17 protein-coding genes and 1 pseudogene are annotated in these 13,653 nt (G+C 44.1%); 12 read left to right on the top strand and 6 right to left on the bottom strand.

Annotated elements, in window-relative coordinates; all coding sequences use genetic code 11:
• Positions 1–82: 82 nt before the first annotated feature.
• The 3 genes and pseudogenes from ACF8FD_RS06130 to ACF8FD_RS06120 all read left to right on the top strand — a co-directional run bounded on the left by ACF8FD_RS06130 (position 83) and on the right by ACF8FD_RS06120 (position 2,267).
• On the top strand, positions 83–772 hold the full coding sequence (locus ACF8FD_RS06130) for an ABC transporter permease (RefSeq protein ID WP_104221696.1): 690 nt from the start codon (positions 83–85) through the stop codon (positions 770–772).
• Positions 769–1,482, top strand: coding sequence for an ABC transporter permease (locus ACF8FD_RS06125; RefSeq protein WP_004691821.1), 714 nt, complete (start codon positions 769–771; stop codon positions 1,480–1,482). Before ACF8FD_RS06130 ends, ACF8FD_RS06125 begins: the two co-directional genes overlap by 4 nt.
• Before the next feature lie 8 nt (positions 1,483–1,490).
• Positions 1,491–2,267 (top strand): annotated as a pseudogene (locus ACF8FD_RS06120) (ABC transporter ATP-binding protein).
• 159 nt (positions 2,268–2,426) lie between these two features.
• Here the strand turns inward: ACF8FD_RS06120 and ACF8FD_RS06115 are convergent.
• The 3 genes from ACF8FD_RS06115 to ACF8FD_RS06105 form a co-directional block, all read right to left on the bottom strand.
• Positions 2,427–2,777 (bottom strand): Lrp/AsnC ligand binding domain-containing protein, encoded by a 351-nt coding sequence (locus ACF8FD_RS06115; protein WP_207778855.1) that lies wholly within the window; start codon positions 2,775–2,777, stop codon positions 2,427–2,429.
• Positions 2,778–2,882: 105 nt separating this feature from the next.
• Positions 2,883–4,160, bottom strand: a complete 1,278-nt coding sequence (locus ACF8FD_RS06110) for a replication-associated recombination protein A (protein WP_130235500.1) — start codon at positions 4,158–4,160, stop codon at positions 2,883–2,885.
• Positions 4,161–4,259: 99 nt separating this feature from the next.
• Positions 4,260–4,712, bottom strand: a complete 453-nt coding sequence (locus ACF8FD_RS06105) for a YcgN family cysteine cluster protein (RefSeq protein ID WP_130235501.1) — start codon at positions 4,710–4,712, stop codon at positions 4,260–4,262.
• Positions 4,713–4,914: 202 nt separating this feature from the next.
• Here ACF8FD_RS06105 and ACF8FD_RS06100 point away from each other — a divergent pair, with 202 nt between their 5' ends.
• The 8 genes from ACF8FD_RS06100 to ACF8FD_RS06065 all read left to right on the top strand — a co-directional run bounded on the left by ACF8FD_RS06100 (position 4,915) and on the right by ACF8FD_RS06065 (position 10,079).
• Positions 4,915–5,073: a DUF1328 domain-containing protein gene (locus ACF8FD_RS06100; protein ID WP_004647174.1), complete on the top strand. Its 159-nt coding sequence runs from the start codon at positions 4,915–4,917 to the stop codon at positions 5,071–5,073.
• 164 nt (positions 5,074–5,237) lie between these two features.
• Positions 5,238–5,978 (top strand): dienelactone hydrolase family protein, encoded by a 741-nt coding sequence (locus tag ACF8FD_RS06095; protein ID WP_234304317.1) that lies wholly within the window; start codon positions 5,238–5,240, stop codon positions 5,976–5,978.
• A gap of 74 nt (positions 5,979–6,052) precedes the next feature.
• A complete protein-coding gene (locus tag ACF8FD_RS06090) occupies positions 6,053–6,415 on the top strand; it encodes an HIT family protein (RefSeq protein WP_058870560.1) in 363 nt (120 codons plus the stop codon).
• Positions 6,416–6,523: 108 nt separating this feature from the next.
• Positions 6,524–7,558 carry an A/G-specific adenine glycosylase gene (gene mutY / locus ACF8FD_RS06085; RefSeq protein WP_130235503.1) on the top strand — a complete coding sequence of 345 codons (1,035 nt, stop codon included), beginning with the start codon at positions 6,524–6,526 and terminating at the stop codon, positions 7,556–7,558.
• An 84-nt stretch (positions 7,559–7,642) separates the two neighbouring features.
• Positions 7,643–8,185, top strand: a complete 543-nt coding sequence (locus tag ACF8FD_RS06080; RefSeq protein WP_171457929.1) for a M23 family metallopeptidase — start codon at positions 7,643–7,645, stop codon at positions 8,183–8,185.
• Between the two features lie 15 nt (positions 8,186–8,200).
• Positions 8,201–8,446, top strand: coding sequence for a hypothetical protein (locus ACF8FD_RS06075; protein WP_004691836.1), 246 nt, complete (start codon positions 8,201–8,203; stop codon positions 8,444–8,446).
• 19 nt (positions 8,447–8,465) lie between these two features.
• On the top strand, positions 8,466–9,020 hold the full coding sequence (locus ACF8FD_RS06070; protein ID WP_104221720.1) for a DNA-3-methyladenine glycosylase I: 555 nt from the start codon (positions 8,466–8,468) through the stop codon (positions 9,018–9,020).
• 36 nt (positions 9,021–9,056) lie between these two features.
• Positions 9,057–10,079, top strand: a complete 1,023-nt coding sequence (locus ACF8FD_RS06065) for an NAD(P)-dependent alcohol dehydrogenase (protein WP_130235505.1) — start codon at positions 9,057–9,059, stop codon at positions 10,077–10,079.
• A gap of 28 nt (positions 10,080–10,107) precedes the next feature.
• Here the strand turns inward: ACF8FD_RS06065 and ACF8FD_RS06060 are convergent, their stop codons facing one another.
• Entirely contained in the window at positions 10,108–11,559 is a 1,452-nt protein-coding gene (locus ACF8FD_RS06060; protein WP_130235506.1) for a PLP-dependent aminotransferase family protein, read from the bottom strand.
• Positions 11,560–11,658: 99 nt separating this feature from the next.
• Here ACF8FD_RS06060 and ACF8FD_RS06055 point away from each other — a divergent pair, with 99 nt between their 5' ends.
• Complete coding sequence (locus ACF8FD_RS06055) at positions 11,659–12,060, top strand: hypothetical protein (RefSeq protein WP_058870565.1); 402 nt, start codon at positions 11,659–11,661, stop codon at positions 12,058–12,060.
• Positions 12,061–12,109: 49 nt separating this feature from the next.
• On the opposite strand, the gene ACF8FD_RS06050 is transcribed toward ACF8FD_RS06055, so the two are convergent.
• Positions 12,110–12,757: an START domain-containing protein gene (locus tag ACF8FD_RS06050; protein ID WP_058870566.1), complete on the bottom strand. Its 648-nt coding sequence runs from the start codon at positions 12,755–12,757 to the stop codon at positions 12,110–12,112.
• Between the two features lie 59 nt (positions 12,758–12,816).
• Positions 12,817–13,638 carry a 4-hydroxy-tetrahydrodipicolinate reductase gene (gene dapB / locus ACF8FD_RS06045; RefSeq protein WP_279678613.1) on the bottom strand — a complete coding sequence of 274 codons (822 nt, stop codon included), beginning with the start codon at positions 13,636–13,638 and terminating at the stop codon, positions 12,817–12,819.
• Positions 13,639–13,653: the final 15 nt, after the last annotated feature.

The following is a 13,653-nucleotide window of genomic DNA, read 5'->3' as shown; positions in this document are numbered from 1 at the left end:
TATAGGGTGTCGGTTCAACACCGACACTTTTTATATACTGCTGATTTATAAAATTTTATATTTTTACTCGGAGAAACTGAGTATGTTTCTGTCTGGCTATGGTCCCGTATTACTCAGTGGCACTTGGATGACCATACAGCTTGCTTTGTTATCACTGGTGCTTTCGATCATTATTGGCTTGTTTGGGGCAAGTGCCAAACTCTCTCGTATTAAAATCTTACGTCATGTTGCAACCCTCTATACCACGCTCATTCGTAGTGTTCCTGATCTGGTGATCATGTTGTTGTTGTTCTATAGCCTGCAACTTGGATTGAACTCGATTACCGAATCGATCCATATGGAGCAAATTGACATCAATCCCTTTGTGGCAGGGGTGATTACTTTAGCCTTTATTTATGGGGCCTATTTTACGGAAACCTTCCGTGGCGCATTTCAAGCCGTCCCCAAAGGTCAACTTGAAGCTGCATATGCCTATGGCATGACCCCATTTCAAGTCTTCAGGCGTGTTCTCTTTCCACAAATGATGCGTTTTGCCTTACCGGGGATTGGCAATAACTGGCAAGTCCTCATCAAAGCTACTGCCTTGGTGTCCTTAATTGGTTTAACCGACATCGTCAAAATTACCCAAGATGCAGGTCGAAGCAGCATGCAAGTGTTCTATTTCAGTATTGTTGCAGCCGTCATTTATCTGGCCATCACCACCCTTTCGAATTTGATTCTCATGTGGTTGGAACGTCGTTATTCTGCTGGTGTGAAAAAGGGACAACTATGATTGAAATTATTCAACAATACTGGCAGTCCTATCTGTGGACCGATGGTTTTCAAATGACTGGGGTCGCCATGACCGCATGGCTACTGGTCTTATCGATTGCGATTGGTTTTGTTCTGGCTGTGCCTTTGTCAATTGCTCGAGTTTCTGAGCATGCTTTTGTACGTGGACCTGTTTGGTTTTTTACCTATATTTTCCGTGGTACGCCCTTATATGTGCAGCTACTGATTATTTATACTGGGATTTATAGTCTCGAATTTGTGCATGCCCATGAACGGCTCGATGAATTCTTTAGAGAAGGGCTTAATTGCACCATTTTAGCGTTTGCACTCAATACAGCAGCTTATACCACTGAAATTTTTGCAGGGGCGATACGTTCGATTCCCTACGGCGAAATTGAGGCGGCAAAAGCCTTTGGAATGTCGCCTTGGAAACGCTATACCCGCATTATTATTCCATCTATGCTACGTCGAGCATTGCCGTTTTATGGTAATGAAGTCATTTTGATGCTGCATGCAACCACCATTGCCTTCACTGCAACCGTGCCTGATATTCTCAAAATTGCACGGGATGTCAATGCTGCCACTTATGCCACGTTTGATGCCTTTGGCATTGCCGCTGTGCTGTATGCCTGTCTGGCATTTATCCTCATTTGGATCTTTCGTAAATTGGAACAACGCTGGTTGGCGTTTTTAAAACCATCGAATCATTAGGAGAAACAATGGAAAATTCAGCAAAACTGGTGATTCGAGACCTTTGTAAAAGTTTTGGCGATCATGAAGTCTTAAAAGGGGTTTCACTTGAGGCACGCGCAGGTGATGTGATTAGTATTATTGGTTCCTCGGGTTCGGGTAAAAGTACCTTTCTTCGTTGCATCAATTTTCTAGAACAACCGAGCCAAGGCAGCATTCAGCTCAATGGTGAGCAGTTAGAGACTAGCTTGGATAAAAATGGCAATCTCAAAGCAAAAAATCCCAAACAACTACAAAAAATGCGCACCCAACTGATGATGGTGTTTCAACATTTCAATTTATGGTCGCATATGACGGTATTAGAAAATATTATTGAAGGACCCATTCATGTCTTGGGGCTAAAGCGGAGTGAGGCGGAAGAGCGTGCACGAAAATACTTAAGAAAAGTTGGGCTTGCTGAAAGTGTCGAAAAGAAATATCCGTCTTTTTTGTCAGGAGGACAACAACAGCGTGTCGCAATTGCCCGTGCCTTAGCAATGGAGCCGTAAGTGATGTTGTTTGATGAACCGACCAGTGCTCTAGATCCTGAACTGGTGGGTGAGGTGTTGAAAGTGATGCAAAGTTTGGCTGAAGAAGGCCGAACCATGATTGTGGTCACCCATGAAATGGGCTTCGCACGCCATGTGTCCAACCATGTCATTTTCTTAGATCAAGGCAAAATTGAAGAACAAGGTGATCCAAAAGAAGTTTTGATTCACCCCAAAAGTGAACGCCTGCAACAGTTTTTAGAGGGTAACTTTAAATAATTGAATAGTCTTCAAGAGCTTGGTGCAGCAATGATTCAACACTCAATGCTTAGTTAAAAAGATAAAGCGCCTCGTTTGATATGATCCCGCGAAACTATATGCATTCAGATAAAAAACCGAGCCATTTCGCTCGGTTTTTTTACCTTTCCACCTAAGCTTTTATAGATTGGTGTATCGATTTTTAGTGGTATCCATCACCAAAAAACTGGTGATCGAGCTAATGGATGAAATCGTTCCTAAAACATCGGTATGAAACTTTTTATAAGACTTAATGTCTGCCACTTCAACCCTGAGCAAATACTCAACCGAGCCTGTAATGGTATGACACTCTGTGACTTCATCCGTGTTTAGTCCCGGCATTCCATGTGTCGGGGTTTGGGCAGTCGGTGGTCTTTTCTTACGCCAATATCTGATGAAACCGCGCTTTGCCTTGAGCTTTAACATCACAATGGCAATCGCTTTATTAGCCGCTGTGTTACCTGCGGCATTAAAATTGATGAATACGCACATCGGAACATAAAACGCTACAGTGCTTAAAGAAAAAACTGCTCAATGAATGTGACTAAATCCTAAGCCTCAAAAAACAAAAGCCTGATTTTTTCATCAGGCTTTTTATTACTGCTGCTGTTGCTGTTCTTGTTGCCAACGGCGTTGCTGTAAACGCTCACCCTCAACCTCACGCTTATTGCGTGCCGACTCATAAAGTTTGGTTCCTTTGAGCTCAGGAGGTAAATATTCTTGCATCACAAAATGCTCTGGATAGTTGTGCGGATACAAGTAGTCGACGCCATAGCCCTGCTCTTTCATCAACTTGGTCGGTGCATTTCTTAAATGCAGCGGCACAGGTAAATTCGCTGTTTTCTCGGCCAAATCCAACGCTTTGTTGATCGCAAGATAAGTACTGTTACTTTTGGCACTGGTCGCCAAATACACCGCACACTGCCCAAGAATAATTCGACACTCTGGCATGCCCACCGCTTGAACAGAACGGAAGCATTCTCCAGCAAGCAGCAGTGCATTGGGGTTTGAGTTACCAATGTCCTCAGAGGCTGCAATCAACATCCGACGGGCAATAAAAACGGGATCTTCACCACCTTTGAGCATACGTGCCATCCAATACAAAGTGGCATCAGGATCACTCCCTCGAATTGACTTAATAAAAGCCGACACCAAATCATAATGCTGCTCACCCGATTTGTCATAACGGGCGATATTTTGCTGTGCAACTTTGACCACCATTGCATTGGTCACGATATTTTCAACGTCAGGTTCGAAGGTGCCCGCAATGAGTTCAATTAAATTCAAGGCTTTACGGGCATCACCTGCGGCAAACTGCACCAGTGCTTCAAATTCTTCAATTTGAATATAACGCTCTTTTAAAAACGGATCGCTTTTAATTGCTTGCAATAATAAAATTTGAATCGCATCGGCATCGAGTGCATTTAAGGTATAGACCTGACAACGCGACAACAATGCACTGTTGACTTCAAAAGAAGGATTCTCGGTGGTGGCACCAATGAGGGTAATTTTGCCTTTCTCCACAGCATTCAGTAAGGCATCTTGCTGTGATTTGTTAAAGCGATGAATTTCATCAATAAACACCACAGGTGGCATTAAATCTCCGCCATCGGCAATGATCTCACGGAGCTCTTTAACCCCCGTATTGAGTGCAGATAGACTGACAAATGGTCGGTCGATTGCTTGCGCCAACAGTAAAGCAATGGTGGTTTTCCCCACGCCTGGCGGCCCCCAAAAAATAATCGATGGCAAATGCCCTTGATCGATCATTTGGCGGAGCGGTGCCTGCTCACCCAATAAGTGATCCTGCCCAATAATTTCAGATAAATCACGCGGGCGTAAACGTTCAGGCAGTGGAATATTGCTATCGGACATAGGGCTAGGACTTATCATGCGTTCATCGAATGCTTATGTTATGGCAAATTCAGGCAAATGACACAAGCTTTTCATGCAATTTGATTGTGCTTTTATCGGCTAGCGAAACCAACGCACAATATAGTCTTCGATGTCGTCATCCTGAATCTCTTCTTCAGAAATACAGCGTCCTGCTGCAGACTTTTTCGCTTTCAGAATACTTTGACGTGAGCCCGTGTTCAAATAGTGCCATCTGGGCAAATTTTTACCTTCATGCAGACGACGGTAAGCACAGCTCGGTGGTAACCAATGAATCGTGTCTAAAAGTTCGGGCGTAAGCTGGATACAATCGGGCACATGCTGCTTTCGGTTCGGATAATCCCGACAACTGGCCGTTTGACAGTCCAGCAGTTTACAGGCCACTTTGGTATAGGCGACTTCTTGGCTTTCTTCATCTTCAAGTTTCACCAGACAGCATAGACCACAACCATCACACAACGCTTCCCACTCTGCTGAACGTAGCTCAGTGAGCGCATAATGCTTCCAAAACTCTGGTCTTAATTCGTTGGACATAACCACTGCCAATAAAACTGAATGCACTATTATAACCTATAGTCACATGGCTTTCAGAGCTATCTAAAGTGTCAATATTTACATCATATTCATAAACTTAAAATACAAACAGAACACTTTTTAAACAAAAGCAACACAGTGTGTCCGAACCTTCTTTCTATACTAATAGAGTAATAAATAAGAACATCTATGGAGAAAAATTATGTTTCGTTGGGCGATTATCTTCGCAGTGATTGCACTGATTGCAAGTTTACTTGGTTTTGGCGGCGTAGCAGGTTTATCCAAAGACTTTGCGATTATTTTATTGGTGATTGCTGTGATTCTAGCGATTGTCGGATTTTTATCCCGTGGCAAAGTCTAAAGTACGCGACTATTCATAAAAAAAAGAAGGATTCAGATCCTTCTTTTTTTATGTGTGCCTTTAAAAGTAATTTCTCACATTTCTCATGTACATCGGAATATTTTTCAAATCCTTGTAAAAGTTTTATGCTTTAATCAGAACAGATCATCTATCAGGATTTGAGCATGACAATCAGTATTCAAACTCGAGAAATTCAATATAACGCAGCCGATGGACAACGCTTAGTCGGTTATTTTGCAGCACCAAGCGCTCAAACACCGCATGCAGGTATAATCGTTGCACCCGAATGGTGGGGCCGAAATGAATATACTGAACAACGTGCTCGCGAACTGGCTGAACACGGTTATGCCGCACTGGCGATTGATATGTACGGCGACAAAAATGTCACCACAGATGCGAAACAAGCCTATGAATGGATGATGCAAACTTTTGCCGATGCAGACACCATCGTCAACCGTGCACAAGCAGGTTTAGATACGCTTGCAGCCCAGCCTGAAGTGAATCCCACTCAGCTGGCGGCGATTGGTTTTTGTTATGGTGGTAAAGTGGTTTTAGACTTAGCTCGCTCAGGCGCACCACTAAAAGCAGTGGCGACTTTCCATGCAACATTGGCACCGAAAGCCCCTGCGGTCGAAGGTCAAATTCAAGGTGAAATTTTAGTTTTACATGGTGAGTTAGACAGCATGGTTACTTTGGATGATGTTGCTAGCTTCCGTGAAGAAATGCATGCGGCAAAAGTGGACCATGAAGTCATCATTTTTGAAGATGCGAAGCATGGTTTTAGCAATCCATTGGCCGATGAGCGTGCCAAAGCCAATGGCGTAGACTTGGGCTATAACCTAGAAGCAGAAAGACAAGGGCTAGATGCAATGTATGACTTGCTAGAACGCAATCTCAGTGCTTAACTAGAGCTGAGAATTCAACTGTTTGATTTTTCAGATCCAATAGGATACATAATTAGATTTTAGAGGAGATAACAATGACTGAGACCCACTGCCAATATTGTAATTTTGATGAATATGACGTGCTTGATAAAAATGACTTTGGGGTGATTTTGCCCGAACCCAATGCATTGTCTAAAGGTCACTGTGTCATTATCCCTCTACGTCATGTGAGCTCATTTTTTGACATTACCGACAAAGAACGTAAAAGCTTAATGTCTTTACTGGAACTGGCACGTAATGAACTCCAATTACGTCATCAACCTTCAGGCTTTCATATTGGTTTTAATGACGGTGAAATATTTGGGAATGTGTCTGAACACTTACATATCCATATTATTCCACGCTACAAAGACCAAGAGCTAAAACTTGATGCACGTTGGGGCATGGCAAAAGACTAAGCTTTTATGGTTTTAAATGGCGCGTAAGCGCCATTTTTTATGCGCAAAAAATCAGGCTCAGAAAAGACATTCAGTTATACTAAGCCGAATTTCTTCCTTGTGCCTCAGATGTCTCCTTTCTCTTTTTCAGATGCGTTACTGACTTGGTTCGATGTTCATGGTCGACATGATCTGCCATGGCAAGTCGCCGATGATCCCTACAAAGTTTGGGTGTCTGAAATTATGCTGCAACAGACCCAAGTCAAAACCGTGCTGCAATACTTCGAGCGTTTTATCGAACGCTTCCCAACAGTTGAAGCTTTAGGGACAGCATCATGGGATGAGGTCGCACCTTACTGGGCAGGTCTGGGCTACTATGCCCGTGCACATAATCTACATAAAGCCGCAGGGGTTGTAGCACGTCAGGGACACTTTCCTCAAACGTTAGAGGACTGGATTGAACTGCCAGGCATTGGTCCATCAACCGCAGGGGCGCTGATGTCTTTGGGTTTACGTCAGTACGGCGTCATTATGGATGGGAACGTGAAACGTGTGCTCGCGCGTTTTTTTGCCATTGAGGATGATCTAAGCAAACCTGTGCATGAACGCAGTATGTGGCAACTGGCCACTGAACTCTGTCCAACTGAACGTAACCACGACTATACCCAAGCCATCATGGATTTGGGGGCAACCGTCTGTACCCCTAAAAAACCGCTGTGTTTATACTGCCCAATGCAGCAACACTGTAAGGCTCATGCACAAGGGCTAGAAACTGAACTGCCTTTTAAAAAACCCAAGAAAGCTGTGCCTGTGAAGTCAGCCCAAGTTTTGGTACTGCGTCATCACAATCAATGGCTGTGGCAACAGCGCCCCAATAGTGGACTCTGGGGCGGTTTATGGTGTTTACCTATTTTTGAAAATCGTGATGAGTTCTCGCAACTGTGCCAAAGTCTAGGACTAAAACAAGTCTCGCAACGCGCTGACATTTCGCATAGTTTCACCCATTTCACTTGGCAACTAGAAGCGCTTTGCTTTGAAGTCGATGCCGACCAGCTCGAACATTTAAGTATAGAATTGGCCAGCACATGGCTAGACATACAAAACGTCACAGAAATGGGCATCCCAACTGCGATGAAAAAATTGATCTCGGCAATTCAACTGTGACATAGTTGGGTGATCGATTGGGTTCACCCTGAGACTTTAAAATTAGATCACTGAAATAATAAAGGATTGTTCGTGCGTAATTGTTTGCCCCGCCTTTCTGCGCTTGCCAGTTTAAGTTTTGTGATTCTGTTACTCGCAGCTTGCCGTACCACGCCGCCTGCACCAAGTGAAAGCCAGTTACCGGCCTCACAAGTCCAACAGCTGAAAAACATGCGTTTAGCTCAGCAGCTGCCTGTACCCGTTCAAGGCATTAAACGTCATGGGCTCACAGATACTTGGGGAGCGTCCCGCAGTAGCGGACGGACGCATGAAGGCATCGACATTCTGGCTCCACGTGGAACAAAAGTTTTTTCTGCCACAGAAGGGCTCGTCGCAGACTTACGCAATAACAATTTGGGTGGTAAAGTGGTTTGGATTATGGGGCCAGCAGGCACTTGGCATTACTACGCTCATCTTGATGACCATAAACGTGGCTTAAGTGTCGGCGACTATGTCAAAAAAGGCGACCTGATCGGCTATGTCGGCAATACAGGCAATGCACGGCACACAGCCCCACATTTGCATTATGGACTTTATTTACAAGGTAAAGGCCGTGGTGCAGTAAATCCGTATCCTTATTTACGTTAACTTTAGGAATTTTTCATGTCAGAAGCGTTGATCAACCGTCTGGTCGAATTTGCTGAATCAGGCAATCAACAAAAAATCATCTTGGCAGGACAAAACCACCAAGGTTGGATCATGGAAATTACCGAAGATGCGCTTTTAATCAGCACTGGATTTGCTGAAAAAACAGGAAAAGATGTTTGGATTAACTTTTCCGACCTCGAACACGCCCAATTGTTTTATTGGGACAATCAACACGACCAATGGGCACCTTTTACCCTATAAAAAGATCAGGAGCATGTTCATGACCACTCAACGCTGCAGATGGTGCTCCTCAGACCCACTTTACATCGACTACCATGATCATGAGTGGGGTAAACCACTACATAATGAAAAGCAATTATTTGCGATGCTCTGCCTCGAAGGTCAACAAGCGGGGCTTTCATGGATTACCGTCCTGAAAAAACGTGAACATTATCATCGCCAGTTTTTTCAATATTCCATTGAACAGATTGCGGCTCTAAGTGATACAGACTTAGCAGAAAAAGTCCAAGATATCGGCTTAATTCGCCATATCGGGAAGCTGACCGCCATTCGTGACAATGCGATTGCATGGCAAGCCCTGAAACAACAAGGTATCAACCCCGTTGAGTGGCTCTGGAACTTTGTCGGGCAACACGCAATCAACAATGATGTCCCTGACTACCGTACAGCGCCTGCACAGACACCTCAAAGCCAAAATATGTCTAAAACCCTAAAAAAACAGGGCTTTAAATTTGTCGGACCCACCACCTGCTATGCCTTTATGCAAGCAGTCGGTATGGTCAATGATCACGAAAATAGCTGTCATTTTAAATAAAAGTACATAAAAAACAGGAAAATAAGGATATAGAATATGACGGATAACACCATTCGTGCCTATGCGGCAATGCAAGCAGGCGCAGCACTACAACCCTATCAATTCGATGCAGGTGAACTGCAACCACATCAGGTCGAAGTCCAAGTCGAATATTGTGGATTGTGCCATTCCGATGTTTCGGTCATTAACAATGAATGGAACTCTTCGGTCTATCCCGTTGTCGCTGGTCATGAAATTATTGGCACCATCAGTCGCTTAGGCTCCGAAGCCAAAGGGCTTAAACTTGGACAGCGCGTCGGTATTGGCTGGACGGCAGAAAGCTGCCAACACTGTGACCCCTGTGTGTCGGGCCAACAAGTACTCTGTACAGGTGGGCCGACAGCAACCATCGTCGGTCATGCAGGTGGCTTTGCCGACAAAGTTCGCGCAGGTTGGCAGTGGATTATTCCTTTACCTGAAGAGCTGGATCCTGAATCCGCAGGTCCTTTATTGTGTGGCGGTATTACCGTTTTTGATCCGATTTTAAAACACCAAATTCAAGCCATTCACCATGTTGGCGTGATTGGCATCGGTGGTTTAGGGCATATGGCTATTAAGTTACTTCGAGGATGGGGCTGTGAAATTACGGCGTTTACCTCGAACCTCGACAAAACGGAAGAACTCAAGGCCATGGGTGCAGATCATGTGGTGAATAGCCGTGATGTGGATGCGCTTAAAACCCAGCGAGGCAAATTCGATCTATTGCTCAGTACGGTGAATGTCACGCTCAATTGGCCTGCCTATATTAGTACACTGGCACCGAATGGCACGATCCATCTTCTAGGCTTGCCCCTTGAGCCCATCAAGTTAAATGCAGGTAGTCTAATTGGTGGAGCAAAGTCTATCACGGGTTCACCCACTGGCTCACCTGCGGCATTACGTCAGCTACTCAAATTCGCTGCACGTAAAAACATTGCGCCACAAATTGAACTGTATCCTATGTCACAGTTGAATGAAGCACTGGAACGGTTGCATTCTGGAAAAGCTCGTTATCGTATCGTTCTCAAAGCCGATTTTTAATCCATAAGCGCCTCAAAACAGGCGCTTTTTATACCGCTTGTTTGACCAACGTCGAACTACTGAGTTGCGCTTTCACCCAATCGGCCAACAAGGTGACTGCCGCGCGAATATCTGTTGAAATTTCATGACCTGCATTGAGGCGGATACAGTTTTTATAACGCTGCCCTTCACCAAAGACTTCTCCTGGCACAATATTAATACCGTGCTGCTGAGCAAAATAGTACATATCTAAACCATCGATACACTCGGGTAGCTGTAACCACAGCGCATAACCACCTAAGGGTTGATTGATACGTAGCTCAACCCCGTCAAAGGCATGCTGAATCATGTGTCGGTATTGCTCAACTTGCTGTTTCAAAATCGGCTTTAACTGCTGTAAATGCTCCCGATAAGCACGACTATAAATGAGATCGGCCAGTGCCAACTGTAAAGGCGTATTCACTGTGATATTTTGCATCAGTAACGTAGCCTTCAAATGCGCTAAGCGCTGCGGAATACAGAACCAACCTACCCGATACGCAGTTGAAAGTGATTTGGAAACCGAACCACAGAAAATCACATAACCGTGCTGATCCCAATACTTAATCGGCAGCGGACGACTCGAGCTGAAACTACATTCACCATAAATATCATCTTCAATCACATAGCATTGATAGCGCGCTGCCAGTTGTGCAATTTTTTCTTTTTCTGCATTGCTTAAACAAAACCCTAATGGATTTTGATAATTGGCCGTGAGTAAACACGCTTTTGCGCCTGAGCTTTGCATGACCTGCTCTAAACGTTCAAGATCAAAGCCTTGAGTATCGGCTGGAATTTCAATAATTTTTCGTTTTAACCCCGCCAACATTTGCAACTGACCATTAAAATTTGGAGTCGGTACAATTACGCTGTCCCCTTCCTTGCTGAGGTGTTGGATCATCACCGACAGCGCAGGCATACAGCCATTGCTGATGTAAATATCATCCTGCGAAATATAGAAGCCATCTTCAGCCCAATGCTCAGACAAAGCCTGTCGCAAACGAATATGGCCTTGCTTATCGCTATATAAAAAATCTTCAGGTTGGCTGTGTTTTAAGGCGCGTTGAATGGAACGGCGGAGCGCTTCTACAGGCACATGTTTTGGAGAAAGCTGAATCGCTCCCAAATGGATGAGACGGCTATTAATGGAAGACTGTTGAATTTCCAGTTGTAGCTCTAAGTTAGAAATATCACGGGCTTGGGACTGAAAGTCAGGATGCTGCGGTACAGGAATAGATGGGCCGGTATTTTTTTGATAACTGACAAAATAACCCGACTTATTTTTCACATGAATATAACCCTGTGACTCAAGTAGCTCATAACAGCTCTTGGCGGTATTCAAGCTGACCTTTTGTAAGTTGGCAAACTGGCGTAACGACAACAGCTTTTGCCCTGCGGGTAATTCAGCATTTTGAATTTTTTCAAGCAACTGTGCAGCCAAGCTTTGATACTGGAATGCCATTCATCTGTACCTATTTTTTTAACTTCTATGTATCTGTATCCATTATGCCAACAGAATTATGCTTCTGTCATTCGTTCACAACCATAAATAGGCACTTTTATGAAAAAAATAATCATATCTCTCTTTTGCTTATTAAGCTTATCGGCTTGCCAACCGCCACATGTTTCACAGCAGGTACAACAGCAGCATTTTATTTGTAAAGCCCTGATTGAAGGGTTTCTGAAAACGCAAAATTTAACTGATTATCAGTTTTTAAGTTTAGCGCCGAGCTTGACTGAAACATCGACCCAACGAACCTATCAATATCGGTTGAACAATGAACGTGAAATGCAGATGAGCTTGCCCCGCCAGAAAAATTTACAGTTTCAATGTGACCAAAGCAGTGCTGAAAACTTCAAGATCTCGCTCGCTGGTGAAGGAGATGCCATGCTCAGTTTAATCCAATTAGACTTGCCTCAAGCTTCGACCATAGAGATGCTGACCGCCTATCAACAACCTTAAGTTTTAAAACATAAAAAAGCCTGCATTGCAGGCTTCTTCGTCTTTAGAATTAACGTAAGGCAGCTGGTAAATGGGCAGGGGTGTCTTCTTGTTCCAGCAATTGATTTTTCATTTTTTGCAACATTTGATAGGGTTGTTGTTGGACAAACATATTCACAAACTTCAGTGGTATCGATCCCTCAGGGTTGGCATAACCTGAGGTCGAAACCTTAACTTTATTTGATCCCAGTTTCTGAAAGGTCCAATCTCCCTCATAATGATTTAGGCGCACATAATCTGGATTTTTAAAAATGTTTTTATCAATCGCTTTATTTTTAATGCTGATGATGCCCTGACTGTCCTTGGTCATTTTCCCCTGCACCACCAAGTCGCGGTCTTTTAAAGGAAAAGGAAAATCCAGCACCATATACAGCTGAAACTCGCCTTTTTTATCATCGCGCGACAAGACTTTCACACTGCCCATATACGGCACCCATTTCACCGCATGGTCAACATCTAAGATCAATGACACTGCTTTTTCAATCGGCACATCAAACGTGGTTTCAGCCTTATATAAAAAGACTGGGTTTTGCGCATTTTGATAGGTCCAAACTTTAATATTATTTTTATGAATACTGAGTTTGGCTTGATCCATAGGTTTGGCCTGTGCTGTCGTCATCACGACAACAACACAAGCCATATACATGACTTTTTTCATTCTATTCTTCGTCTTATTTTAGTTTTTTATCTTGTTTTTATGGCGAATGAAGCAGGTTTTTAAACTTGAATGTCGTTAAAACCCAGTACATCTTTCATGTCATATTTACGTGCTTCACGTCCTACCACCCAAGCCGCAGCACGTACCGCACCCGAAGCAAAGTTCATACGGTTAGTCGCTTTATGGGTAATTTCAACACGCTCACCATCAGCAATAAACATAGCTGTATGTTCACCGACAATATCGCCGCCTCGAATGGTTTGGAAACCAATACTTTGACGCTCACGGGGTCCTGTATGACCTTCACGGCAATACACTGCATCGGTTTTCAAGTCACGACCTAAAGCACCCGCAATGGCCTCACCCATCATCAACGCTGAGCCTGATGGTGCATCGACTTTATGACGGTGATGCGCTTCAATCACTTCAATATCCACTGTGTCGCCAAAGACTTTAGACGCCATTTCCAACAGTTTAATCGAAACGTTGACCCCCACAGAATAGTTGGCTGCATAGACCACAGGTATTTGAGTCGCAGAGTCATCCAAATAAGCTTTTTGTTCGTCATTCATACCCGTGGTCCCAATGACAATGGCCACCCCAGCTTCACGACAAATTTTTAAATGCTGAACGGTCGCTACTGGTGCAGTGAAATCAATGATCACATCACAATCTTTCACTACCGCTTCCAGACTACCCACCACCTTCACGCCGAGGCTGCCAATACCTGCAAGCTCACCTGCATCTGTACCAACCAGTGAGCTTTCAGGGCGTTCCACTGCCGCAGCCAGTTGATAGCCTGCTTCGTGTACCGCTTGAATAAGGATGCGACCCATACGACCGCCGGCACCTAAGACACCAATGCGTGGAGCTGCTGACATAACATATTCCTAATC

The sequence above is a fragment of the Acinetobacter sp. TYF_19 genome (genome assembly GCF_043105125.1).
In the GTDB taxonomy this organism is placed as follows: Bacteria; Pseudomonadota; Gammaproteobacteria; order Pseudomonadales; family Moraxellaceae; genus Acinetobacter; species Acinetobacter johnsonii.
This window is presented reverse-complemented; position numbering and strand designations above follow the sequence as displayed.

Bases quoted from the DNA above. Each gene is read 5' to 3' on its own strand.
- ACF8FD_RS06130 (WP_104221696.1), top strand. From the start codon at position 83: ATGTTTCTGTCTGGCTATGGTCCCGTATTACTCAGTGGCACTTGGATG.
- ACF8FD_RS06125 (WP_004691821.1), top strand. From the start codon at position 769: ATGATTGAAATTATTCAACAATACTGGCAGTCCTATCTGTGGACCGAT.
- ACF8FD_RS06115 (WP_207778855.1), bottom strand. From the start codon at position 2,777: ATGTGCGTATTCATCAATTTTAATGCCGCAGGTAACACAGCGGCTAAT.
- ACF8FD_RS06110 (WP_130235500.1), bottom strand. From the start codon at position 4,160: ATGTCCGATAGCAATATTCCACTGCCTGAACGTTTACGCCCGCGTGAT.
- ACF8FD_RS06105 (WP_130235501.1), bottom strand. From the start codon at position 4,712: ATGTCCAACGAATTAAGACCAGAGTTTTGGAAGCATTATGCGCTCACT.
- ACF8FD_RS06100 (WP_004647174.1), top strand. From the start codon at position 4,915: ATGTTTCGTTGGGCGATTATCTTCGCAGTGATTGCACTGATTGCAAGT.
- ACF8FD_RS06095 (WP_234304317.1), top strand. From the start codon at position 5,238: ATGACAATCAGTATTCAAACTCGAGAAATTCAATATAACGCAGCCGAT.
- ACF8FD_RS06090 (WP_058870560.1), top strand. From the start codon at position 6,053: ATGACTGAGACCCACTGCCAATATTGTAATTTTGATGAATATGACGTG.
- mutY (WP_130235503.1), top strand. From the start codon at position 6,524: ATGTCTCCTTTCTCTTTTTCAGATGCGTTACTGACTTGGTTCGATGTT.
- ACF8FD_RS06075 (WP_004691836.1), top strand. From the start codon at position 8,201: ATGTCAGAAGCGTTGATCAACCGTCTGGTCGAATTTGCTGAATCAGGC.
- ACF8FD_RS06070 (WP_104221720.1), top strand. From the start codon at position 8,466: ATGACCACTCAACGCTGCAGATGGTGCTCCTCAGACCCACTTTACATC.
- ACF8FD_RS06065 (WP_130235505.1), top strand. From the start codon at position 9,057: ATGACGGATAACACCATTCGTGCCTATGCGGCAATGCAAGCAGGCGCA.
- ACF8FD_RS06060 (WP_130235506.1), bottom strand. From the start codon at position 11,559: ATGGCATTCCAGTATCAAAGCTTGGCTGCACAGTTGCTTGAAAAAATT.
- ACF8FD_RS06055 (WP_058870565.1), top strand. From the start codon at position 11,659: ATGAAAAAAATAATCATATCTCTCTTTTGCTTATTAAGCTTATCGGCT.
- ACF8FD_RS06050 (WP_058870566.1), bottom strand. From the start codon at position 12,757: ATGAAAAAAGTCATGTATATGGCTTGTGTTGTTGTCGTGATGACGACA.
- dapB (WP_279678613.1), bottom strand. From the start codon at position 13,638: ATGTCAGCAGCTCCACGCATTGGTGTCTTAGGTGCCGGCGGTCGTATG.